The organism is Sorangium sp. So ce302 (assembly GCF_051530145.1).
In the GTDB taxonomy this organism is placed as follows: domain Bacteria; phylum Myxococcota_A; class Polyangia; order Polyangiales; family Polyangiaceae; genus Sorangium; species Sorangium cellulosum_B.
In genome coordinates this window covers 13,987-36,365 of record NZ_CP150326.1, presented here as the reverse complement: position 1 = coordinate 36,365, position 22,379 = coordinate 13,987, and the positions used below count along the sequence as shown (strand labels likewise).

Annotated in this window: 16 protein-coding genes and 1 pseudogene; 9 read left to right on the top strand and 8 right to left on the bottom strand. The window is 71.4% G+C overall.

Annotated elements, in window-relative coordinates:
• The first annotated feature begins 221 nt into the window (after positions 1-221).
• From WME73_RS00125 to WME73_RS00115, 3 genes are all read left to right on the top strand, one after another.
• The gene (locus tag WME73_RS00125) at positions 222-1,421 is read left to right on the top strand and encodes a class I SAM-dependent rRNA methyltransferase (protein WP_437914359.1); all 1,200 of its coding nucleotides are present in this window, start codon (positions 222-224) and stop codon (positions 1,419-1,421) included.
• Positions 1,422-1,482: 61 nt separating this feature from the next.
• Complete coding sequence (locus tag WME73_RS00120) at positions 1,483-2,286, top strand: HAD family hydrolase (protein WP_437914358.1); 804 nt, start codon at positions 1,483-1,485, stop codon at positions 2,284-2,286.
• 183 nt (positions 2,287-2,469) lie between these two features.
• Positions 2,470-4,359 (top strand): serine/threonine-protein kinase, encoded by a 1,890-nt coding sequence (locus WME73_RS00115; RefSeq protein ID WP_437548427.1) that lies wholly within the window; start codon positions 2,470-2,472, stop codon positions 4,357-4,359.
• 210 nt (positions 4,360-4,569) lie between these two features.
• On the opposite strand, the gene WME73_RS00110 is transcribed toward WME73_RS00115, so the two are convergent.
• A complete protein-coding gene (locus tag WME73_RS00110) occupies positions 4,570-4,893 on the bottom strand; it encodes a CxxC-x17-CxxC domain-containing protein (RefSeq protein ID WP_437748138.1) in 324 nt (107 codons plus the stop codon).
• Positions 4,894-5,037: 144 nt separating this feature from the next.
• Positions 5,038-5,178: pseudogene (locus WME73_RS00105) on the bottom strand (zinc-ribbon domain containing protein); the annotation flags it as partial.
• 358 nt (positions 5,179-5,536) lie between these two features.
• Between WME73_RS00105 and WME73_RS00100 the strand changes: the two are divergent.
• From WME73_RS00100 to WME73_RS00090, 3 genes are read left to right on the top strand one after another with little or no spacing between them, the layout of a single operon-like run.
• Positions 5,537-6,958, top strand: coding sequence for a hypothetical protein (locus tag WME73_RS00100; RefSeq protein WP_437743529.1), 1,422 nt, complete (start codon positions 5,537-5,539; stop codon positions 6,956-6,958).
• Positions 6,959-6,986: 28 nt separating this feature from the next.
• Positions 6,987-8,783 carry an ABC transporter ATP-binding protein gene (locus WME73_RS00095; protein ID WP_437743528.1) on the top strand — a complete coding sequence of 599 codons (1,797 nt, stop codon included), beginning with the start codon at positions 6,987-6,989 and terminating at the stop codon, positions 8,781-8,783.
• 29 nt (positions 8,784-8,812) lie between these two features.
• The gene (locus WME73_RS00090) at positions 8,813-10,735 is read left to right on the top strand and encodes an ABC transporter ATP-binding protein (RefSeq protein ID WP_437743527.1); all 1,923 of its coding nucleotides are present in this window, start codon (positions 8,813-8,815) and stop codon (positions 10,733-10,735) included.
• Positions 10,736-10,746: 11 nt separating this feature from the next.
• Here the strand turns inward: WME73_RS00090 and WME73_RS00085 are convergent, their stop codons facing one another.
• The 3 genes from WME73_RS00085 to WME73_RS00075 form a co-directional block, all read right to left on the bottom strand.
• Positions 10,747-11,322, bottom strand: coding sequence for a hypothetical protein (locus WME73_RS00085; RefSeq protein ID WP_437914357.1), 576 nt, complete (start codon positions 11,320-11,322; stop codon positions 10,747-10,749).
• A 3-nt stretch (positions 11,323-11,325) separates the two neighbouring features.
• Positions 11,326-12,309: a porphobilinogen synthase gene (gene hemB, locus WME73_RS00080; protein WP_437914356.1), complete on the bottom strand. Its 984-nt coding sequence runs from the start codon at positions 12,307-12,309 to the stop codon at positions 11,326-11,328.
• 181 nt (positions 12,310-12,490) lie between these two features.
• Positions 12,491-12,868: a DUF4339 domain-containing protein gene (locus WME73_RS00075; RefSeq protein ID WP_437858942.1), complete on the bottom strand. Its 378-nt coding sequence runs from the start codon at positions 12,866-12,868 to the stop codon at positions 12,491-12,493.
• 203 nt (positions 12,869-13,071) lie between these two features.
• On the opposite strand from WME73_RS00075, the gene cobA reads away from it, so the two are divergent.
• Positions 13,072-14,676, top strand: a complete 1,605-nt coding sequence (cobA, locus tag WME73_RS00070) for a uroporphyrinogen-III C-methyltransferase (protein ID WP_437743524.1) — start codon at positions 13,072-13,074, stop codon at positions 14,674-14,676.
• A gap of 327 nt (positions 14,677-15,003) precedes the next feature.
• Here cobA and WME73_RS00065 read toward each other — a convergent pair whose 3' ends face one another.
• Both WME73_RS00065 and WME73_RS00060 read right to left on the bottom strand, forming a co-directional pair.
• On the bottom strand, positions 15,004-17,826 hold the full coding sequence (locus WME73_RS00065; RefSeq protein ID WP_437914355.1) for an ArnT family glycosyltransferase: 2,823 nt from the start codon (positions 17,824-17,826) through the stop codon (positions 15,004-15,006).
• A gap of 266 nt (positions 17,827-18,092) precedes the next feature.
• A complete protein-coding gene (locus WME73_RS00060) occupies positions 18,093-18,950 on the bottom strand; it encodes a response regulator transcription factor (protein WP_437914354.1) in 858 nt (285 codons plus the stop codon).
• A gap of 298 nt (positions 18,951-19,248) precedes the next feature.
• Between WME73_RS00060 and WME73_RS00055 the strand changes: the two genes are divergently transcribed.
• Positions 19,249-20,208, top strand: coding sequence for an RluA family pseudouridine synthase (locus WME73_RS00055; protein WP_437743521.1), 960 nt, complete (start codon positions 19,249-19,251; stop codon positions 20,206-20,208).
• Here the strand turns inward: WME73_RS00055 and hrcA are convergent.
• Positions 20,201-21,244, bottom strand: a complete 1,044-nt coding sequence (gene hrcA / locus WME73_RS00050; RefSeq protein ID WP_437743520.1) for a heat-inducible transcriptional repressor HrcA — start codon at positions 21,242-21,244, stop codon at positions 20,201-20,203. The two genes, WME73_RS00055 and hrcA, sit on opposite strands and share 8 nt — an antisense overlap.
• A gap of 336 nt (positions 21,245-21,580) precedes the next feature.
• Between hrcA and WME73_RS00045 the strand changes: the two genes are divergently transcribed.
• Positions 21,581-22,375, top strand: a complete 795-nt coding sequence (locus tag WME73_RS00045; protein WP_437914353.1) for a hypothetical protein — start codon at positions 21,581-21,583, stop codon at positions 22,373-22,375.
• Positions 22,376-22,379: the final 4 nt, after the last annotated feature.

Genomic DNA, 22,379 nt, shown 5'->3' with positions numbered 1-22,379 from the left:
CGGTGCAGGGAAGTTAGCAACCGGGATGCCATCGACCATCTTGCGGGATCGTCGTCACCATGGCCGCGCAGCACGCCGGCGTGCATCGGCCGCCACGGCACGCTGTGGCGGAAGGTTCACACGCGCGCCGTTCCGCAGGGTACTAGCTCCCACGGCAAAGGTCACGGCGCGGTCGCCCCCGTCGGGAGCCCTGCCAACATCGAGACCAATCGGATTCCACCATGCCTACGGTTACGTTGAAGCAGGGTCATGTTCGGCCGGTGTGGTCGGGGCATCCCTGGGTGTTCGCTCAGGCGATCGCGCGCATCGAGGGCGGCGCGGTGGCCGGGGACGAGGTCGTCGTCACCGACCCCTACGGCAGCGTGCTCGGGCGCGGGCTCTACACCCCGCGCTCGGCCATCCCGGTGCGCATGTACACGCGCGAGGACAGGCCGATCGATGCGGCCCTGTTCCGGCACCGGATCGAGCGCGCCATCGCGCACCGCCGCGAGATCGGCCTGCCCGCGCAGGCGCCTGGCCATGAGACCGACGCCTTCCGGCTGATCCACGCGGAGGGGGACGGCCTGCCCGGGCTCATCGTCGATCTGTTCGGCGACGTGGTGGTCGTGCAGCTCGGGACGATCGGGATCAAGCGCCGCGAAGGGGTGATCTTCGACGCCCTCCAGGCGGCGCTCGCGCCGCGCGCGATCGTGGACAGGACCCCGGAATCCCTCGCGAAGCTCGAGGGGTTCACCGCGGACGCGGGCGTGGTGCGCGGCGATCCCGCGCTCGATCAGCTCCGGTTCGTCGAGCGGGGGCTGCGTTACACGATCCCGCTCGCGCTCGGCCACAAGACCGGGTTCTACCTGGACCAGCGGACGCTGCGGACCCGCGTCGAGCAGCTCGCCCACAACCGGCGCGTGCTCGATGCCTTCTGCTTCGTCGGCACGTTCGCCATGGCGGCGGCCCGCGGCGGGGCGAGCGAGGTCCTCGCGATCGACGAGAGCGCGACGGCGATCGAGGTCGGGGCGGAGTGCGCGCGGGAGAACGGGCTCCTCGACCGGATCAAGTTCACGCGCGACGACGCCCGCAAGGCGCTGCAGAACGCGTCGAGGCAGGCGGGCTACGATCTCGTCATCTGCGACCCTCCGAAGCTCGCAGGCACGCGCGCCTCCAAGGACGCCGCGCTCATGGCGTACCGGCGCCTCGCGGCCGGAGCGTGCCGGGCCACGCGCCCGGGCGGCGTCCTCGTGCTCTGCTCCTGCTCCAGCGCCGTGAGCCTCGACGATCTGACCCGGGTGCTCGCGCTCGGCGCGCGCGACGCGCGCATGCAGGCCGCGGTGTTCGACCGGCACTTCCAGGGAGGGGATCACCCCGTCCCCGCCGCCTTCCCCGAGGGGCTCTACCTGAAGAGCCTCATCGCGCGCATCGACGCGCTCTGACGATCGCCCGATGAAGCCGCTCTCCCTTCTGCCTCCCGACGCCGCGCGCGCCCTCGCCGGGGTGATCTTCGATCTCGACGACACCGTGCTGGATCACGGCGCCCTCACCGAGGCGGCGTACGCAGCGCTCTTCCGTCTACGCGAGACGGGGCTCGCGCTGATCGCCTGCACCGGCAGGCCCGCCGGCTGGGGCGAGGTGCTCCAGCGGCAGTGGCCGATCGACGCGACCATCGTCGAAAACGGAGCCGTCGCGCTGGTCCGCGAGGAGGAAAGCGACGTCGCCGGCCATCGAGGAGGGCACGCCCCGCGCGCCGGCGCGCGCCGCATCGTCACGCTCGACGGCCTGGACCGCGAGGCGCGGCGAGCCCGTCGAGCCGAGCTCATCGGACTCGCCAATGACATGGTGCGTCGTTTTCCGGCGGCGGCGCTCGCGGACGACAACGACCAGAGAGTGACCGACGTTACCATCGACATCGGGGAGCACCGGCATGTCCCGCCGGAAGACGTGCAGAAGATGCGCGCCGAGCTGCGCGAGCGGGGGGTGAGGACGCTGCTATCGAGCGTCCACCTCCACCTCACGCGCGAGCCGTCCGACAAGGCCACGGGGATTGTGCGCCTGCTCTCCGCTCGGTTCGGTGAGGATCCCACCCGGGCGCGGCACCGCTACGCGTTCGTCGGCGACAGCGGCAACGACGGCGTCGCCTTCGCCGCATTTGTGCTGACCTTCGGGGTGGCCAACGTACGCGCCCACCTCGGTAAGCTGTCCGTACCGCCGCAGTTCGTGGCGTCCCTTCCCATGGGCCGCGGGTTCGCGGAGATCGCCCAGCAGATCGCCGAACTGCGGAAGAATGCACCCGAAACGTGATCTTGCCGCGCGCAAGTCACTTCGCACTGCGATCCGCCCCACACCTGACGCAGGTAACCTAGCCGCGGCGCGCACTGAAGGAATAGGATCGGTCTTTCGGGAGGGCCGTGCCTCCCAACCCTTTACAGGGGCGCGTGTTCTCGGGGACCATGACGTTGGTCCCTCGCCCGCCAGCGGCAGCAGATGGCGTTTCGACCCCCGACCCCCGGCCTCCTCGTCGACAACAAGTACCGCCTCGCGGAGCGCATCGGCGGGGGCGGCATGGGCGACGTGTTCCGGGCGGAGCACGTGCTCGCAGGTCGCGCCGTTGCGATCAAATTCCTCCACCCAGAGCTGGCGGACAACTCGGAGCTCTCGCACCGCTTCTTCCAGGAAGCGCAGGCGGTCAACCGGATCCGCCACCCGAACATCGTCGACGTGATCGACGCAGGCGTCGGCGAGCTCGGTCCTTACATCGTGATGGAGCACCTCGACGGCGAGTCGCTCGGCATGGCGCTCGCGCGCTTCGGTCGCCTCGACATGGAGGCCGCCGTCGGCGTCGCGATCCCGGTGCTCGAGGCGCTCGACGCCGCGCACCGCGCGGGGATCATCCACCGCGATCTCAAGCCCGAGAACATCTTCATCGCCTTCGATCCGAGCCGCGGCTCGGCCGTCGTCCGCCTGCTCGACTTCGGCATCGCCAAGGTGCTCGACTCCGACGGCCCCTCGCCGCGGACGCGCACGGGCGTCGTGTTCGGGACGCCCGACTATCTGTCGCCCGAGCAGGCCACGGGGGAGTCGCCGCTCGACGGTCGGAGCGATCTCTTCTCGGTGGGCGTGCTGCTCTACGAGGTGCTCACGGGCACGCGCCCGTTCCGCGCGCCGACCGCCGTGGCGACCGCGTTCCGCGTCGTGCACGCCGAGGTGCCCACGCTCGCCTCGGCGGGCGTGACCGTCGACCCGCGGCTCGAGGCGATCGTGCAGCGGCTCTTGCAAAAGGATCCCGCGAAGCGGTTCCAGACGGCCGGAGACGTCGTCCGCGAGCTCGAGCGCGTCGCGCCTGATCCGCCCAGACGGACGACGGCGCTCGGCAGGCTGATCAACGTGCAGCGGCGGATGGCCCTGAGCCTGGGGAACGCTCCGGAGAACGAGCGCGATCGCCTCTCGTCTTCGCGCGATCGATCGCGCCCGGGGTTCGACGTGAACCCCCCGCCGCCGATGCGCATCTCGCCGTCGATCGTGCCGGGGGGGCGCGTCACCGAGGCGCCGCCCGGGATGCGGCCGTCGTCCTCGGAGCCAGCGAAGCCCGCGCCCGGCATGACGCTCTCGAACGCGCTGCGAAGCCGCGGCTCGGAGCCCACGATGCTCTCGCAGCGCGGCGAGTCGCTGCCCACGGTGCGCAGCGCCGACCTCGGGCACCGGGCCGAGCCGACCGTCCGCAGCGCGGACTTCGGCTCCTTGATGAACCGGACACGCGACACGCGGCGGCCCAACGTCACCCCGGTCCGGCCGCTGCCGGCGCGCTTCGCCGGGCAGTACCAGGTGCGCGGCCCCGTCCTGCGGAGCGTCGATCGCACCATCGTGGATGAGTACGGGAGGAGCGCGCGCGACGAGGTCGTCTCGCAGATGCCGCTCCGCTACGCCGACGACTTCAAGCACGACTCGATCAACGCGCTCGTCGGGTACGAGCTCGAGGCGCTCGACGCCTACATGGAGCTCGCGACATCGCTGGTCCTGCGCGATCTCGAGCGCTGGCGCGACATCGGCAGGCTCGGCGTGGGCGGCGAGCTGCACAGCCTCGTGCGCACGCTGTTCGCCCGCCCGCTGACCGACATCGCGTCGCTCATGCGCCGCGGGACCTCGATCTGGTCGCGGCTCTTCACGTTCGGCTCGTGGCGCGTGGCGACGGGCCCGACCGGGCGGGTCACGCTCCACATCGGCGACTTCGACCCTGCTTCGCTGCCGCTCCGGCTGTGGGTCGTGGGGATGGTCGAGGAGACAGCGCGCCGCGCGTCCGGCGGCGGCGTGAAGGTCACGATCACGCTCGGCGAGCTCGGCTTCACCTCCGAGCTCGCCTGCGAGATCAGCCTCTAGTTCCGCCCGCCCGAAGTCCGGCCAGAGATCGCGGGGCTCCGGCGCCGCTTCGCGGCGGCTTCGCGCGGGAGGTCCTGGCTTTGTTTCCTCGGGGCTCCGCCCCGCCCCGCACCCCGGCGTCCGCTTCGCGGCCGCGCCGGTCGCACGAGCAGCGACCGGCGCTCGGGGGTGTGCCGCAGCGCGATGGCTGCGCGTCGCTGGAGGCGTCTCTCAGGAAGGCTTGCGCGCGCGGTAGCACGCCTGACAGAACACGTCGCGGCCCTCGACCGGCTTGAACGGGACCTCGCCCTCGGAGCCGCACGACTTGCAGGTGATCGAGAACGTCGGACGAGTGCGCGGCGCGCGAGGCTGCTGCGCTGGACCGCGGCTCGGCGCGGCAGCGCGGCGCTCACCGGCGAACGAGGGGGCGCGGTAGTTGCCGTCATCTCGGAAGGGCGCGCCGCCGCGCGGGCGGTTCGGGTAGTGGCTCTGCGCCGCCCATGCGGGCGTCAGCCCCGAGTACGCGTCCTGCATCGGGCTGCGGTACTCGTTCACGTCGCCCGTGTAGCGGGGCTTCCGAGGCTGGCCGTCGCCGCGCGCCAGGCCGCGATGCCCCCCGGCGCCCCGAGACGGGCCAGGGCGCTGGCGCTCCGCAGCGCGAGCCGGCGATCCGCTCTCGCTCTCCCCTCGATTGTCCTTGCGCGCACGGCGGCAGGTCCGGCACCGCTTGGGCGGGGCCGCGAGCTTCCGTTCGGCGTAGACGGCAGCTTCCGCAGCCGAGAATAGGAACGACGTGCCGCAGCTCGCGCAGACAATGTGCTCGTCTCGATGCTGTTCCATGATTCCTCTTTCGTCAGGCCGACGGGCCTCGCAGGCTCACGGGCTCGGGTGACTCGGATGACTGGAGCGCCCGGGAGCTGCCCCGCTGCGCTGGAGAAGCGCGATTTACGCGGGGTTCTACGTGATATCGGTGGGATCGCCCTCTTGATGGGGCACGGGAGTGCCTACGGTGACATGCTTGTCAGGGCGGTCAAGCGTGCCGCCTCCACGCAACGCCAGGATCGATCGCGCGGCGCGGAGCTTTGATTTCGAAGCTCCTCACGATACCATCCGCGCGACTTTCACGAGGAGCACAGCTCTCCCGTGACGGACCACGAGCAGCATCCGCCCACGCCGCGCATCGCAACCAGTCGAAGCAATGAGCCATCCCTCCCTGCACCTCACCGCTCGTGACTTCGACGCGTACGCCGCCGAAAAAGCGACCTCGAAGGCCTACTCACGCCCCCGCCTCGAGGTGAAGCAGCGCGCGCTCGCCTGGGCGCGCGGCGTCGTCGCCCGGCTGGCCGAGCTCGGCATCTCGGTCGATGTCCATGGCTCGGACGAGCACCCGTCGATCCGCAACAAGCACCGGGCCGACTGCCAGTGGGTCTTCTTCTGGCGCGACCAGGCGGCGCGCGACGAGCTCGATCGCCTCCTCGACCGCGGCCGCTCGATCTCCGACGCGATCGACGATCCGAGCCCCTTCACGCGGCACGCGTTCCTCGCGCTGCGCATCTCGGAGAGCGAGGTGCAGGTGTGCTTCGCGGTCCACCCGGACGCGAAGGTGGACGTCGACAACCTCCGGGCTCGCCTCTCGGCGACCGAGGAGGCGACGGGCGCGCCAGCCTCGCCGCTCTCCGCCGAGCTCACGAGCGCGCTCCACGCGCTCCCGGAGCAGTTCTCGTTCGGCGCCGCCGGCGGCGATCGCGTGGCCTGCAGCGCGGCCACCTCGGACGCGATCGCCGAGATGCTCCGCCGCGCCGCCGACGGCCAGGTGCCGCTCTGGATCGGCTGGGCGATCCCGCGCGAGACGGCGGTCGAGCACGCCGACATCCTCGATGAGCAGCTCGAGGACGCGCTCGTCGCGCTCGCCCCGATCTACCGGCTCGTCGCGTGGTCGCGCGAGAACGACCGCATCGCGCTCGACCGCAAGCTCGAGGGAATCGAGCAGGAGCGGGCGCGCGCCCACGCCGAGATCGAGGCCGAGAACGAGCGATGGCGCTCCGAGCAGGCCCGAGCGCGAGAGCGCTCGATGGAGCAGGCTCGAGCGCGCGGCGATGAGCGCGTCGAGGCCGCCCTGCCCGCCCGCCGGCCGACCCTGGCGACGCTGTTCAAGTCGCCGAGCAACGCCGGCGCCGGCGCTGGCCGCGGCGGAGAGCCGCGGCCCTCGCTGAAGCGGGTCGGAGAGGGCAGCGCCCCTGCCCGGCGAGCGCCGCACGGCGAAGCGGAGCCGCAGGCGAAGGCCGAGGCTCCGCAGAAGCCCTCGGCCGATCACGCGCCGCGAGCGCAGCGTGGTCCGTCCGGCGAGCCAGAAGCTGCCGCGAAGGTCGCGCCCGATCCCGCCAAGGGCGGCGTGCTGGAGAAGGGCAGCCGCGTCCGCGTGCGACGAGGCCCCTTCGGCGACAAGATCGGCGTGGTGAGCGAGCTCGATGGGCGCGGAGGCGCGCGCGTCCTGCTCGGCCTGCTCTCGACGAGGCTCGAGCTCGACGAGCTCGAGCTCGTGGTCGATGGAAGAGATCGGCCCGCGCTCTCGACGTCGCACCGCAAGCCGCTCGCGCCGACGCCGCGCAAGGCGCGCTGAGCGTCGCCGCGCGGCCCCCCCCCACGCAATGCTCAAGCGCGATCCCTCAACCTACCCCGTCGGTCTCGGCGCGCAGTTCCGCCACAAGCTTCCGCTCTACCTGACGGGCGCGGCGCTGCTCGCTGCGCAGCAGTTCCTCATGGCCAGGCGAGATTTCCTGGTCAAGGACGCCGTCGACGCCGCCGTGAAGGCGCAGTCGAGCGAGGCCGCGCACGCGGCGCTCCTCATGCTCGCGGTCAGCGTGGGCGCCGCGATCATGCGCGTGTTCTCGCGGGTCACCATCTTCACGGCGGGCCGCAACGTCGAGTACGAGCTCCGGGCGATCCTGCTCGCGCGCCTGCACAAGCTCGGGCCGGCGTTCTTCCGCAAGATGCCGACCGGCGACATCATGAGCCGGGCGACGAACGATCTGACGCAGGTCCGCCTCCTCCTCGGCTTCGGCCTGCTGAACGTCGTGGGCTCGATCTTCGCGTTCACGAGCGCCCTGTACGTGATGCTCCACATCTCGAAGAGGCTCACGCTCGCGGCGCTCCTGACGATGCCCGCGCTGATGCTCGTCACCCGGTCGTTCTCGACCAAGCTCTTCGTCCGCACCCGCGACAACCAGGAGGCGATCGGCGCCATGAGCGACCGTGTCCTCGCGAGCCTCGCCGGGGTCAGGGTCGTCCGCTCGTTCGCGCTCGAGGCGTCCGAGATGGCCGCGTTCACGAGCACGAACCAGGGCTACCTCGAGAAGAGCCTCGCGCTCGCCAAGCTGCGCGGCTCCATGGCGCCGCTCATGGGGGCCATCAGCTCCGTCGGCGTGCTCATCGTCTTCTGGTACGGCGGGCGGCTGGTGCTGGAGCAGCAGATGACCCGGGGAGACTTCGTCTCGTTCTGGCTGGCGCTCTTGCGGCTCACCTGGCCGATGCTCGCCCTCGGCTTCGTCGCCGCCATCGTCCAGCGCGGTCGTGCCGGCTACGACCGGCTCAAGGCGATCTTCGAGGCCATCCCTGAGGTCGTGAGCGGCCCGATGCCCTCCCCCGAGGTCGTCCACGGCGCCATCTCCGTCAAGGACCTGACGTTCTCCCACGGCGCGAGGAAGGTGGTCGACGGCGTGAGCTTCGAGGTCGAAGCGGGCAGCTCGCTCGCCATCGTCGGGCGCACCGGCTCGGGCAAGAGCACCATCGCCACGCTGCTCGCCAGGCTCATGCCCACGCCCCGCGGCTCTGTGCTCCTGGACGGCGTCGACATCTGCGACCTGCCGCTCGACACCGTGCGCGCGAGCATCGGCTACGCGCAGCAGGATGCGTTCCTCTTCTCGACGACCGTGGCCCGCAACATCGGCTACTCCCTCGATGATCCGGATTCGCCCGCCGCCTTCGAGACGATCCGCGCGGCCGCCGACGAGGCCGAGGTGCTGAACGAGGTGCTCTCGCTCCCTGACGGCTTCGATACCGTGGTCGGGGAGCGTGGCGTGCAGCTGTCCGGCGGACAGCGCCAGCGCGTCGCGCTCGCGCGCGCGCTCGTGCGCGAGCCGAACGTCCTCGTCCTCGACGATCCGCTCTCCGCCGTCGACGCGAAGACCGAGCAGGCCATCCTCGCGGCGATCGAGCGGCAGGCCGCGCGACGGACCGTCATCCTGATCACCCACAGGGTCGCGGCCGCGCGGCGGTGCGACGCGATCGTCGTGCTGGAGCAGGGTCGGGTCATCGAGCGCGGCACGCACGACGAGCTCGTCCGCGCGGGCGGGATCTACGCGTCGTTCGCCGAGGAGCAGCAGCTCGAAGAGGATCTCGCGACCTTCGAGGCGTCGCCGTCCTCGCAACCGGTGGGGCTCTCGTGACACAGCCGGCTCACGGAGACAGCGCGACGATGCGGTCGAAATCGGGCGGCGCCTCGGCCGCGGGCGAGGCGGGCGCGGGCCCGCGGCGGCCGGCGCAGGCGACGACGGCCAAGGGCCGCGGGACGACGAAGGCGAGCCGCACGGAGGACGTGCTGAGCCGGTTCCACGAGGAGACACGGCTCGGCGAGGCGTACGACGCGCGCATGCTGCTGAGGCTGTGGCCGTTCGTGCGCCCGCAGGGCACGCACCTCGCGCTGTCGCTGGCGCTGCTCGTCGTCACGGCGCTGCTGGCGCTGCTGCGCCCGCTCATCATGCGCGACGCGCTCGACGCCTTCGACACGCCCGGCGGGCTCGATCACCTCACGCGCAGCGGCTTGTTGCTCACGGGCGTCATGGTCCTGGAGCAATCGCTCGCCTTCCCGCAGCTCTACCTGATGCAGCTCGCCGGCGCGCGCGCGATGGCCGACCTGCGCGTGCGCGTCTTCGGCTTCTTGCACACCCGCCGCCTCGGGTTCTTCGATCGCACGCCCGTCGGCCGGCTCGTCACGCGCGTGACGAACGACGTGGACGCGATCGGCGAGATGTTCGCGTCCGGCGCGCTCAACGCGTTCGGCGATCTCCTCCGGCTCGCCGTCATCGTCGCGGTGATGGTGTCGCTCGACTGGCGCATGTCGTTGCTCGCCTTCGCGGCGGTCCCCCCTGTCGCCCTCGGCGTCAACTGGACGCGGCGGCGGATGCGCGACGCGTTCCGCGAGGTGCGGTCGAAGACGGCCAGGATGAACGCGTACCTCAACGAGCAGGTATCCGGGATGGCCGTCGTGCAGGCCTACGCCAGGGAGGAGCGTTCGGCCGAGGAGTTCGACGAGATCAACGCGGCGTACCGCAACGCAAACAACCGCTCGATCGTGCTCGACGCGACGCTCGACGCCGCCATCGAGATGGTCTCGAGCGTCTGCATCGCCGCGGTGCTCTGGTACGCCGGCGTGAACAGCCTGAAGGACGAGATCTCGTTCGGGACCTTGTTCGCCTTCGTCGCCTACATCGACATGTTCTTCGTCCCGATCCGCGATCTCTCGGCTCGGTACACGCTGCTGCAGTCCGCGATGGCCGGCGCGGAGCGCGTCTTCGAGCTGCTCGACAACAAGGACGAGGACGCGACGGCGGCGGCGACGAGCGGCGGCGACGCACCGAGGACAGCAGACGAGGGCGTCGCGTTCGAGCTCGACAACGTCGGCTTCGGCTACAAGCCGGGCGTGCCCGTGCTGCGGCACGTGTCGATCGCGGCGAGGCGCGGCGAGAAGGTCGCGCTGGTCGGCGCGACCGGCGCCGGCAAGAGCACCGTGGCGTCGCTGCTGCTCCGCCTCTACGACGTGGATGAGGGCGTCGTGCGGGTCTTCGGCCGCGACGTCAGCGCGTACCCTCGCGACGAGCTGCGCCGCCAGTTCGCCGTCGTCCCTCAGGACGTGTTCCTGTTCCCGGGCACGGTGCTCACCAACATCGCGGCAGGCGACGCGATCCCCGATCGGGCCAAGGTGGTGAACGCGCTGAACCGCATCGACGCCCTCGACCTCTTCGAGCGGCGCGAGGGCGGGCTCGACGCCCCCGTGCTCGAGCGCGGCAGCAACTTCAGCGCTGGCGAGCGCCAGCTGATCGCCTTCGCCCGCGCCCTCTACCGCGACCCGCCGCTCCTCATCCTGGACGAGGCCACGGCCAACGTCGACAGCGACACCGAGGCGCGCCTCCAGCGTGCCCTCGAGGGAGCCATGGAGGGGCGCACCGCGTTGATCATCGCGCACCGCCTCTCGACGATCCGCGCCGTCGATCGCGTCGTCGTCTTCCACAAGGGCTGCGTCGTCGAGCAGGGCACGCACGAGGACCTGCTCGCCGCGGGCGGCGTCTACAGCAAGCTGTACCGGCTGCAGTTCGCCCGGCAGGCAGCGGCGCACGCCTAGAAGCGCGGGCCCTAGGGCGCCGCGCTCCCACCGCCGGGATCGGCGTCGTCGCCGTAGCACCTGCCGACGACGGTGCCCCCGGCGGCTCCCATCCCATCACCGCCGGCGCCGGCCGCGCCTCCTGCGGCTCCGGTCGCGCCGTCATCGGCGCCGATCGCGCCCCCGGCGACAACCCGCAGCCAGTACTCGGAGCAGCTGCCGTTGACGACGATCAGGTGCTGGTCGTCCACGCAGGGCACCTCGGCCTGGTTGCCAGCCGCCTGCGCCAGCGTCCCGCCGCTCTTCGTCCCGTCGCGCTCGAACGACAGGTACACCTGCCACCACCGCGGGCGCGCGCCGAGGTGATGCTTGAGCGCGTACCGCATGCCGCCCGGGAAGTAGAGGAGCTCCCCGTCCGGCGACGAGGTCTCGTAGATGCCCCCCTCCGGTGTGGCCTCGACGAACTCGATCGGCGGGTTCGCTTCCTCGGACCGGTCGCACCTGTTCGGCGAGCACCCCGCCGCGAACGCCGCCGACGCGCCCACCGCCCAGGCGGCGGCCCATCTCAAGCGCTGCGCGGCGTTCCCGCCTGCGCCCTGGCTCCGCATCGCTCAGCCGAGCCAGCGCGCGGCGTCGAGCGCGTGGTAGGTGAGAATGAAGTCCGCCCCGGCGCGCCGGATCGACGTCAGCAGCTCGAGCACGGCGCGCTTCTCGTCGATCATTCCGCGCTCCGCGGCCGCCTTGATCATCGCGTACTCGCCGCTGACGTTGTACGCGCCGAGCGGGAGCGTCGTCACCTCGCGCACGCGCGCGATGACGTCGAGGTACGCGAGCGCGGGCTTGACCATGAGCATGTCGGCCCCCTCTTCCTCGTCGAGCGCCGCCTCGCGCAGGCCTTCGCGGGCGTTCCCGGGGTCCATCTGGTAGCCCGCCCGGTCGCCGAATTTGGGCGCGCAGTCGGCCGCCTCGCGGAACGGCCCGTAAAAGCCGGACGCGTACTTCACGGCGTAGGAGAGGATCGCCGTCCCCGTCAGCGACTCGACGTCGAGGGCGCGCCGGATCGCGGCGACCCGGCCGTCCATCATGTCGCTCGGCGCGACCACGTCGGCCCCCGCCTTGGCGTGGACCACCGCCGCCCGCGCGAGCACCTCCAGCGTCGCGTCGTTGTCGACGTCCACCGCCCCGGACGCGTCCTGCCGGAGCAGGCCGCAGTGGCCGTGATCGGTGTACTCGTCCACGCACACGTCGGTGATCACGAGCAGCTCCGGCACGGCCTCCTTCATCGCCTTCACGGCGCGCGGCACGGGCCCGTCCGGGTCGTAAGCGCTCGTGCCTGACGCATCCTTGGTGCGCGGGAGCCCGAACAGGATCGTCCCGCCGATGCCGAGCTCCTTGCAGAGCCGCGCCTGCGCTGCCGCGGCGCTCACGGGCAGCTGCGAGACACCCGGCATCGTCCCGACCGGCCGAGGCGCGTCGAGCGCCTCGTTGAAGAAGAGGGGGAGGATGAAATCTCCCGGATGGAGGGTTGTCTCGCGCACCAGGGCGCGGAGGGCGGGCGAACGACGGAGCCGGCGCGGTCTCTTCGTGGGGAACACGGCGGCGGAGCATAGCAGCCCTGCGCCCGCGTGAGCCGCTCCGGTCCAGAGGAGCGCGCGATCCGTGGATCGCCTGGGCGCTGCGAATCGGTTAGTGTTCGCCCGAAACCGCCAGCATGAGAACGGCCCTCCACTTCCCGTCTTCCGGCCGCGCTCGCCCCGCCGCGCGCGCGGCCATCGCTCAGCGGTGGGCCGCTCCAGAGCGCGCGGCCGAGCGCGCCGCCGGGCCGGGGCGCGGCGTCATCGGCTGGGGCGTCTGCTGGGACGACAGTGGAAGCGTGTCGTCGTCGTCATCCGCTGCCGAGCCCTCCTCCGGCTGCTCCGCAGGCGTCGCCGTGGCGGCGACCGTGACCGTTGCAATGTCGGACAGCGGGCACCACACGGTCCATGCCTCATTGCGGACGAAGCTATCGAGGGGGACCACTCCGCTCTCGATGCCGCGCGCGAGCTGGTCGAGCCTGACCGGCCCGACCGAGCGCTCCCCGTTGGTGACGTACCATCGGTCCGGAAAGCCGCGCTCCGAGCTCAGCAGCTCTTCGACCAGTTTCACCGATCTCATCGAATGGACTCCAGAAACCGCCGGACGTTGAATCGACCGGATGCGATTCTAATCCCATAACGCACCGGGTCAACATCACTGCAGAATCGCTATGACAATCAACGTCTGCCATGCATGAACGAGATAATGACGGGAGTTTGACTGTGTTTCCGAGGCGTAACGATCCTTCCGAGGAGGGCCCCCGCGCGGCGGCTGCGGGGGCAATGAACGACGGAGCGCCGGGCGCGGCCAGGCCAGGCGTCGTGTACCTGGTCGGCGCCGGCCCGGGGGATCCGGGGCTCCTCACGTTGCGCGGCGCAGAGCTCCTCGCCACGGCCGACGTCGTCCTGCATGACGAGCTCGTCCACCCCGCGCTGCTCGATCGCGTGCGGGAGGGCGCCGACGTGCGCTCGGTCGGCAAGCGCGGCGGCGATCGGGTGGTGAAGGACGCGAAGCAGGCGGAGATCGACGCGGAGCTCGTCGCGCTCGGCCTCGCGGGCCGCAGCGTCGTTCGCTTGAAGGGCGGCGATCCGTTCCTCTTCGGGCGTGGCTCGGAGGAGGCGGAGGCGCTCGCGCGGGCCGGGGTGCCGTTCGAGGTGGTGCCTGGCGTCTGCTCTCCGCTCGGCGCGACGGCCTACGCCGGCATCTCGCTGACGCACCGGCACATCGCCTCCAGCGTGATGATCGTCAGCGGCGTCACCCGGGCTGGCAGATCCTTCGACTGGAGCGAGCTCGCCTCCGTCCGCGGGACCATCTGCGTCCTGATGGGCATGCAGGCCCTCGACGCGGTGGTCGCTGGGCTGATGGGGCCGGGGCGCCGCGATCCCGCGACGCCGGCGGCGGCGATCCAGTGGGGGACGCGGGCCGACCAGCGCGTCGTCTCCAGCCGCCTCGACGACCTCCCTCGCCGCGTGGAGGAGGCAGGGATCGAGAGCCCCGCGGTCATCGTCGTCGGCGCCGTCACGGGCCTGCGCGACACGCTCCGCTGGTTCGATCGGAAGCCGCTCTTCGGCAAGCGCGTGCTCGTGACCCGGCCGCGCCACCAGGCGCGCTCGACGTCGAGGCTTGTGCGCCTCCGCGGCGGCGAGGCGGTGGAGCTCCCGACCATCGAGATCCACCCGCCCCCCGACCCCGCGCGCGTCACCGAGGCTGTCCGCGGCCTCTCCGGTTACCACGCCGTCGTCTTCACGAGCGAGAACGGGGTGGCCTGCTTCTTCAAGGAGATGGAGCGGCTCGGCCTGGACGCGCGCGCCTTCGGCCCTGCGCGCCTCGCCGCGATCGGCGTCGGGACCGCAGCCGCGCTCGCTGCGCGCGGCGTCCGCGCCGACATCGTCCCGCGGGAATTCCGCGGCGAGGAGCTCGCGGAGGCCATCCTCGCCGACCCCGCGCTGGCCGGACGCCGGGCGGCGTCCCCTCGAGTCCGCGTGCTCCTCGCGCGCGCGCTGGTCGCCCGCGAGGTGCTCCCCGAGCGCCTCCGCGCCGCCGGTTGCGAGGTCGATGTCGTGCCTGTCTACGAGACCCGCCCTGCGTCGGCCGGTCGCCGCGAAGAGCTGCTCCGGGCGCTCTCGGCGGGCGCGATCGACGTCGTGCTGCTCACCTCGAGCAGCACAGTCGACAGCCTCTGCGATCTCCTCGGCGAGGGCGCCGCAGCGCGCCTCGAGCGCGTGCTCCTCGCGAGCATCGGGCCGATCACGACCGCGACCGCCGAGAAGCGGGGGCTCCGGATCGGCGTGACCGCCGAGGTGAGCACCACAGCAGGTCTCCTGGACGCGCTGGATCGACATTTCACTGCATTGCAAGCTGCCCCTGGGAGCGCCGGGAGCGAATGAGCTGGTCGCACGATGTGCGGCCGGCGCAGCTGCGGAAATAAAGAGAGCGTCGCAGCGGACCTGGGGGGGGAAGGTCTCCGCCGCGACGCTCGATCCCAGGGGAGAGCAGGGCGCGTGCCTGCGACTTCTTCAAGTCGATTCAGGTACTTAGGACGTCCCAGCAGGAGTCCCCTTGCGCTGCTGCGCCGCCACGGCGACAGAGATGCAAGGACACTCCTGATTCAGCATGACCGTCGAACATCGACAGCGGCATTCCCCGGGCCGGAGCAGGCGTACAGCGTCACAGCCGGACAGCGCTGGTGAGAGCGCCCTCCGGTTCCATTTGGCTCACTCGAATGTCGCTCGCACCACGAGGAATTTGTTGTTGAGCTCGATGGAAGTGAGCTTCTCGAAGATGCGAGGGCTGCCGAGCTCGTTCGACAAGGAGCCCGTGCGTCCGTGCTCGGTGACGAAGTAGAAGGTCTTCACGCCCTTCTTCTTCTGCTCGTTGATGTAATCCTGGAACTTCTTTCCGCTCGACACGAAGGCCGCCAGCCGGTTACCGGCATAGAAGTTCTCGCCCTTCCAGTTCAGCTGGTAAGCGACGAGCGGCCCTGGGATCTGCTGATTCGCGCGCACGTAGGCGAGCAACGTCTCGCGTTGCCCCCAGTGAGGCGACGTCCGCACGAAGTACACGTCGATGCCCCACGCCGTGAACACGACGGCGAGCGACAGGAGCGCGTAGACGACGTGGCGGCGCCAGCGCGCGACCATCAGCAGCAAGCACAGCGCAGCGGCGGCGGCGGTGAAGGCCCACAGGGCCGCGGAGAAGTCGAGCGACTGCGGCCAGGGGCGCTTGTAATTGTACGTGAACAGGTGCAGCAGCCTGGCCTGGCTCGGCTGTCCCTCGCGCACCATCGCGAGATCGCGCCCGACGAGGAACACGAGGAGCGCAGCGCCGAGCGCGACGGCGCCGAGCATCGCGCGCTCGTAGCTGACCACCGCGGCGGAGCGCGCCGACTGCACCGGCGAGGAGGCGCCGTTCGAGCGGCGCGCGAGCCCTCCCGCGCGGCCATCGAGGCGCAGCATGTCGTCGAGCAGGATCCCCGTGAGCATCGCCGCCGGCGGGACGGCCGGCAGGATGTAGTGATGGAACTTCGTCAGCATCAGCGAGAACAGCGCGAAGCCGAAGAGGAACCACATCGCCAGGAACACCGAGGCGTCGCCCTGGCGGACGTCGACCGAGCCGCGCTCCCCCGGCGTCGCCCCCTCGCGCCGCCTGAGCCACCACACGAGCGACGCGGGCACGAGCCCGGTCCACGGGAACATCGCGTAGCCGAGCTGCCACACGTAATAGCGGAAGCTCACGTCGTCGCCCTCGTTCGTGTCGTGGACGTGGGTGAAGGCGCGCTTGAACATGTCGTGGAACAGGAGCCTGTCGGTGAACGGCTGGCCGTGACGCGCGTACATCGCGACGAACCAGGGCAACGCGACGCACGCGAGCACGAGCAGCCCGACGGGGATCTCCATCTTGAGCACGTCGCGGTACCGGCGGGAGACGACGACGTAGCCGAGCGCGCAGAGCACCGGGAGCCCGAAGCCGGCCGGCCCCTTGGCCATCGTGGACAGGGCAGCGAAGAACCACGCCGAGAGGAAGAGGAGCCGCTGGACGCGCCGCTCGCCCCAGCTGGCGTACAGGACGATCCCGAGCGTCTGCACCCAGACGAGCGCCTGGAGCGCAGGCTGAAGGCCGGGGAGCACGGGCAGCACCGACCGGCAGGCCTCGTTGCCAGGGAGACCGCAGTTGCCCGGTGAGCCCGAGCTGAAGACGTCGCCGCGGAAGTGGAGGCCGAAGGGCGAAAGGCCGATCTCGAGGTGACGCGAGAGCAGGTAGAGGATCTGCGGCAGCGCGCAGGCCAGGATCGCCCCCAGCACGAGGTGATAGGCCGAGAGGCCCACCTTGAGCGGGCCGAGATCCACCTCGTAGACGCGCGCCTCCTCCGCGTCGTCGGTGTGGATGCCGAGCAGGAGGAGCGCCATCGCCGCGGCCATCGTCGCGACGAACGGCATGTCGGTCATGGTCTGGTGGGAGACCAGGAACCACTGCGGCATCGTGGCGAGGACGAGCCCCGCGAGCAGCCCCGCGCGGCGGCTGAAGATCCGCGAGACGGCCTTGTAGAGAAGATAGACGGCGATGAGCGTCAGCGCGAAGACGGGGAGCCTGACGGCCCACTCGGGCCACGGGGTGCGCCCCTCGGCGGCCGCCGAGAGCATCTCGCCCGAGCGGTAGCGGACGCCGAACGCGGCCATCGCGAGCGCCTGCATCCAGAAGTCGAGCACCGGCTTCGACCAGAACCAGCCGTCCTGCGCCCACCAGAGGGAGATCCAGTCGTTCCTGGCCAGGATCTCGCGCGCTACCTCGCCGTAGTGCGTCTCCCAGGGATCGGTGAGCGAGTGGCTCCCGAGCATGGGCAGGTAGAGCAGCGTGACGACGGCGACGAGCCAGAAGCCGTGCCGCCGGCCGAGGGGGCGCGGAGCTCCCGCCTCGTCGACGCGACAGGGGCCGAGGCGCTCGCCGAACCGGAACGCGCCGATGACCGCCGTGAGAAACGCGGCAGGGACGGCGATGGCGGGCACCGCCAGCGAGAGCAGCGTCGGCGCGCCGTCCGACGAGAGGGGGCTCGGCGAGAAGAAGCCCGCGACGCTCAGCGTGATCAGGACGAAGAGCGCGACGAGCCCACCCCCGAGCAGCGCGAGCGGGCCGAGGAGGTCGCGGATCCCGACGCGCATGGCGACGCGCTCGGGGGGATCGTCGAACGTGCCGAGCAGATCGAGCAGGCCGATCGCCGCGATGGCGACGCCGAGCGCGCCGATCGGGACACCCCAGCGCAGCTGAGGCGCGAGCGCCATCACGACGAACGTGAGGAGGGCGCCCGCGGCGGACACGGCAGCGCCGCGCCAGCGGAGCGGGTTGCCCTGCGGCACGAGGCGAGCCTCCTCGGCGTCGGCCGCGACCCCGGCCATCCCGACCATGTCGTCGCTCCCCGCCGCTCCGTCGCCAGCGGAAGGCGCGCGTGGCTCAGGAGCGTTCGGGCTCTCCAGATCGCCCGCGGCCGTCCCGTCGCGGGCGTCCGCGGGCGCACCGCTGCGTTTGTCGTGTGTGTCGTTCATGGCTGCGCCAACCGCGGAACGAGGCGCGGCCCTGGCGTAGCAACTCCAGGTCGCCGGGCAAAGCAGCGGTCGCATGCGCCCGCGCTGCGATCCCGACCGCGCGCGCCCCGCGAGCGACGCCGCGGCGCGAGGAGCGCCGTACCGTACATGGATCGGTGGGCCTCACGCGCCCAGGAAGGCGCCCCGCCCCGTTCGCGTGCCTGGCCGGCGCGACAGGAGCAGGGGCGGGTCGACACCCGCGGCCAAGCAGCGGCCGCGGTGGGCGCCTACTTCGTCAGGCGCGCGATCTCTTCCTTGATGATCGTCTCGGCGAGCACCGGCACGACCTCCCACACGACGCGCTCCACGACGTCGCGGGACAGCGCCATCACGGCCTCCACCTGCTCGGAGGTGAGGCCGAGGCCCTCGAGCTTGCTCGCCATCTGGCCGTTGACCTGCGCGGAGGCGGTCGCGGCGACGGCGGCAGGCCCCGTCGCGGTCTTCGGCACGCCGGACACCGGCGTCGGCGAGAAGGCCATCGTCGTCGTGACCGGCACGTTCGCCGAGCCGCCCGGCGCCGTCTTGACCGAGGCCTGGGCCGGCGCAGCGCTCGTGGCCGGCGCGTTGGGCGTGTAGATGAGGGTCTTCGCGCGCTGGAGCGGGCTCGCTGCCGCCTGCTGCGCGGCGGCCGCGGGCTGCGCGGCGGGCTGCGCCGCAGGAGAGCGCGCTTGCGCAGGGGCCGCGGCAGCAGGGGCCGCTGCAGCGGCGGGCTTCGCTTCGCCGCGCGACGCCAGCAGCTTCTTGACCTTGTCGATCATCTGCTGGGTGTCGAACGGCTTGTCCATGTGATCGTCCGCTTGCGCGCCCGATCCCTTCGCGGGGTCGAACGGGTTTTGCTTGGACGACAGGATCAGGACGGGCGTCGCCGGTGAGGCCTGCTTGATCGCCTTGCACAGCTCGTAGCCGTTCTTCGGCTCGAGCGTGACATCGGCGATCACCAGGTCGGGTTTATCGCTCTTGAGCTTCTGCAGCGCAGCGTCGGCGCTGCTCGCCGTCACGACGCGGAAATCCTGACCCGCAAAGGTGATTTCGAGCACTTTGCGCATGGTCACGCTGTCGTCTACGGCGAGAAGGGTGCTGGCCACGAACGGGTCTCCTCTCAGATGGCGAGAAAGCGATGACGGCTCTGGATATCTTCGGCCCCGGTCGCGCGATGTGTCAACATTCGCGGTGTATTTCGCCCCGCGGGCCCCGCGGATGTGCGTTTTTCCGCGCCGGTAGAGCCCGGTCCCACGCTGGTGGGCGGAGCCGAGGCGCCCCGGTGAGCTCTACATGCGTCCGCTCCGACCCGCCACTCCGCCGAGCCACGAAGACAAATCCGCCGAAACGACCGGGGTCCACCCGGCCGCCCAGGTACGACCTCCGCAGGATGGCCGCTGGACGGTGCCCGCCGAGCTGGATCGGCGCCCGCTGGACGGGGCCGTCCGTGCGCTGGCCGCGGTCTCGTGGTCCGACGCGCGCCGGTTGATCGAGACCGGCAAGGTGCTGGTCGGGAGCGCGGTGGCGACGAGCGCCCGTCGGCGGGTGCTCGGCGGGGAGCTGATCGAGGTCCGCCTGCACGCGCCGAGGCCCGAAACCGTGCGGCGGCGCAAGCTCGAGGGCGAGCTCGTGGTCTACGCGGACGCGAGCGTCGTCGTGGTGAACAAGCCCGCCGGGGTGAGCACCATCCCGTACGGCGACGAGGCCCCCGCGGAGCAGGCCGCGACCCTCGACGCGCTGGTGCGCGAGGTGCTGGCCAGGCGCGACCGCCTGCGCGGGCGCGCGCCGCTCGGCGTGGTGCAGCGCCTCGACAAGGGGACCAGCGGGCTTTTGGTCTTCGCGCGGACGCTCGCCGCGAAGAAGCACCTCGCGCAGCAGCTCCGCGTCCGCGCGATGCACCGGCAGTATTTGGCGCTCGCGCACGGCGCCGTCCCGCGGGGCACCTACCGCAGCTACCTCGTCGAGGATCGGGGCGACGGGCTGCGCGGCTCGGCGCGAGAGGGGCGGCGCGAGGGGCAGCTCGCGGTGACACACGTGGAGCCGATCGAGGTGCTCCGAGGGCCGCAGGAGGGGGCCGGCGCCGGGGGCGTGACGCTGGTCGCGTGCCGGCTCGAGACGGGACGCACGCACCAGATCCGCATCCACCTCGCGGAGGCCGGGCACCCGCTCGTCGGCGAGACCGTCTACGTGCGGGATTACCGAGGGACGAGGGTCCCGGCCGCGCGGCTGATGCTCCACGCGGCCGAGCTCGGCTTCAACCACCCGGCCGACGACCGGCCGATGCGCTTCCAGGCGCCGCCGCCCCCGGACTTCGACGACGTGCTCGATCGGCTCCGCGAGCCGCAGCGGAAGGGCGCTACTTGACCTTGCCGCGGACCTCGGTCATCGCCGCGGCCGTGGCGTCGACCAGCGGCATGACCTTCGCGTAGTCCATCCGCGTCGGGCCGAGCACGCCCACGGTCCCGGCGACGCGGCCGTTCTCCATGTACGGCGCGGCGACGAGGCTGAGCTGGCCTCCGCCAAGGTCGCCCGCCTCGCTGCCGACGAACACGGTGACCTCACCCGCGCCGGCGGCGAGCGTCCGGTCGAGCAGATCGACGAGCTCCTCGCGCTCCTCGAGCGCCTTCATCAGCTTCTTGAGCCGGTCGACGTCGGCGTACTCAGGCAGATCGATCAGGCGGTTCTGCCCCTCGATGACGACCTCGCTCCGCCGGGTCACGTCGGCCGTCGCCTTGCTGCCGAGCTCGAAGGCGCGGCGCCTCAGCGCGTCGATCTGGAGGCGCTCGTCCGCGAGGCGGCGGGCGAACAGGTCCCGGATCTCGCCCAGGGTGCGCCCCTCGATGACGTCGGTGAGCAGGTTGTGGATCCGGGTGAGCTCGCTCTCGTTGATCGCCTCGTCGGCCGAGATGAAGCGGTTCGCGACCGAGCCGTCGGCGAAGACGAGCACCGCGAGCAGCTGCCCGGGCTTGGTCGGGATGAAGCGCAGCTGGGCGAGGGCGCGGAGCTCCGCCCGCGGCGCCGCGACGATCGCCGCGGCGCCGGACAGCTCCGAGAGGTAGCGCCCGGTCTCGCGGAGCGGATCGCTCGCCCCCGCGTAGATCTCGGTGAACCTCGCGCTCAGCTCGGCCTGCTGCTCGGGGGACAGCGACCGGAGCTCGACGAGCGCGTCGATGAACAGCCGGAGCGCGCGATCGGTCGGGATCCGCCCGGCAGAGGTGTGCGGCTGGTGGAGGTACCCGGCCTCCTCGAGGTCAGCGAGCACGTTGCGGATCGAAGCAGCCGAGAGATCCAGCCCGTACTTCCGGGCGAGCGTCCTGCTGCCAACTGGGTCGCCCGTTGCGATGAACTCGGTGACCGCGGCGAAAAGGATCTTTCGAGCTCGGTTGGAAAGATCACTCATATCAGTTGCATGCAGCGTACAAGCGCGCCGCCGTGGCTACCTGGACCAGGGACCGCCCGGACCGGGAAGCCATGCGGGCCGGACCTTCGCTCCCGTACGTCAAGCTGCACGTGCGGGCGCTTGACCCACGAACGCGCATGCGACCCATTTTGAGGGGATCGCGCGGCCCGGTCAAATGTCGCGGTAGGATCGGCAGCCAACCCCCCACGCACGGGGGGGCCCGCTCCACCGGATGGCGGCGCGGTCGGCCACTCGGCTACTCGGCCACGTGCACGTGGTCACTTGGCCCCCGAGAGGGTCGGCCTGCCTTGCTTCGCACGAGGATGTACCGCAACGATGCCGCCCGCACGCCATGCCGCCGCTGCCTGCGCGCTCGCCCTCGCGCTCGGCCCCCTCGCCGCCGCGCCGAGCGCGCAGGGCAAGCCGAGGGTCAGGTACCACCAAGACTGGGCGAAGCACCCGTCCGCGCGCTACGCGGCCATGAGCGCGGAGCAATGCCGTGCGGCGCTCACGCAGCGGAAGATCGCGTTCGAGCCGGTGCAGCGCGCGCCGGGCGTGCTCGCTCCGGTGCGGCTGATGCAAGGTGTCGGCGGGGTCCTCTACCGGACGGCGCTGCCGGCCCATCAACGCGCGGGAAACCCGCACGACGTCTTCGACTGCCGCCTCGCGCTCGCGCTCTCGGACTTCAGCCGGATCCTCCGCGCGCACGACGTCGACGAGGTGCTGATGTTCTCGGCCTGGCGGCCTCCGGCCAGGATGTGGCCCGAGGGCAGGCTCGCCACGAGGCACCCCGGCGGGCTCGCGATCGACCCCTACAGGTTCATCAAGGAGCGCGTCGGCGGCGGGTTCGCGGAGGATTGGCTCGAGGTGGAGCGCGACTTCGTCGGCAGGCGCGGCGCGCCGGTCTGCGGCGAGAGCGCCGGCCCGACCGGCCGGCCCCGCGGGGCCGGCAAGGGGGCGGGCAGCGGCCCTCCAGCGGACGCGGCAGCGCGAGAGCTGCGATCCATCGTGTGCGAGGCCATGGACCAGCACATCTTCACGTCGATCCTCACGCCCAACTACGACCGGGCGCACAAAAATCACCTGCATCTCGAGGTGACCCCCGGCGTCCAATGGCATCTCGTGCGCTGATCCG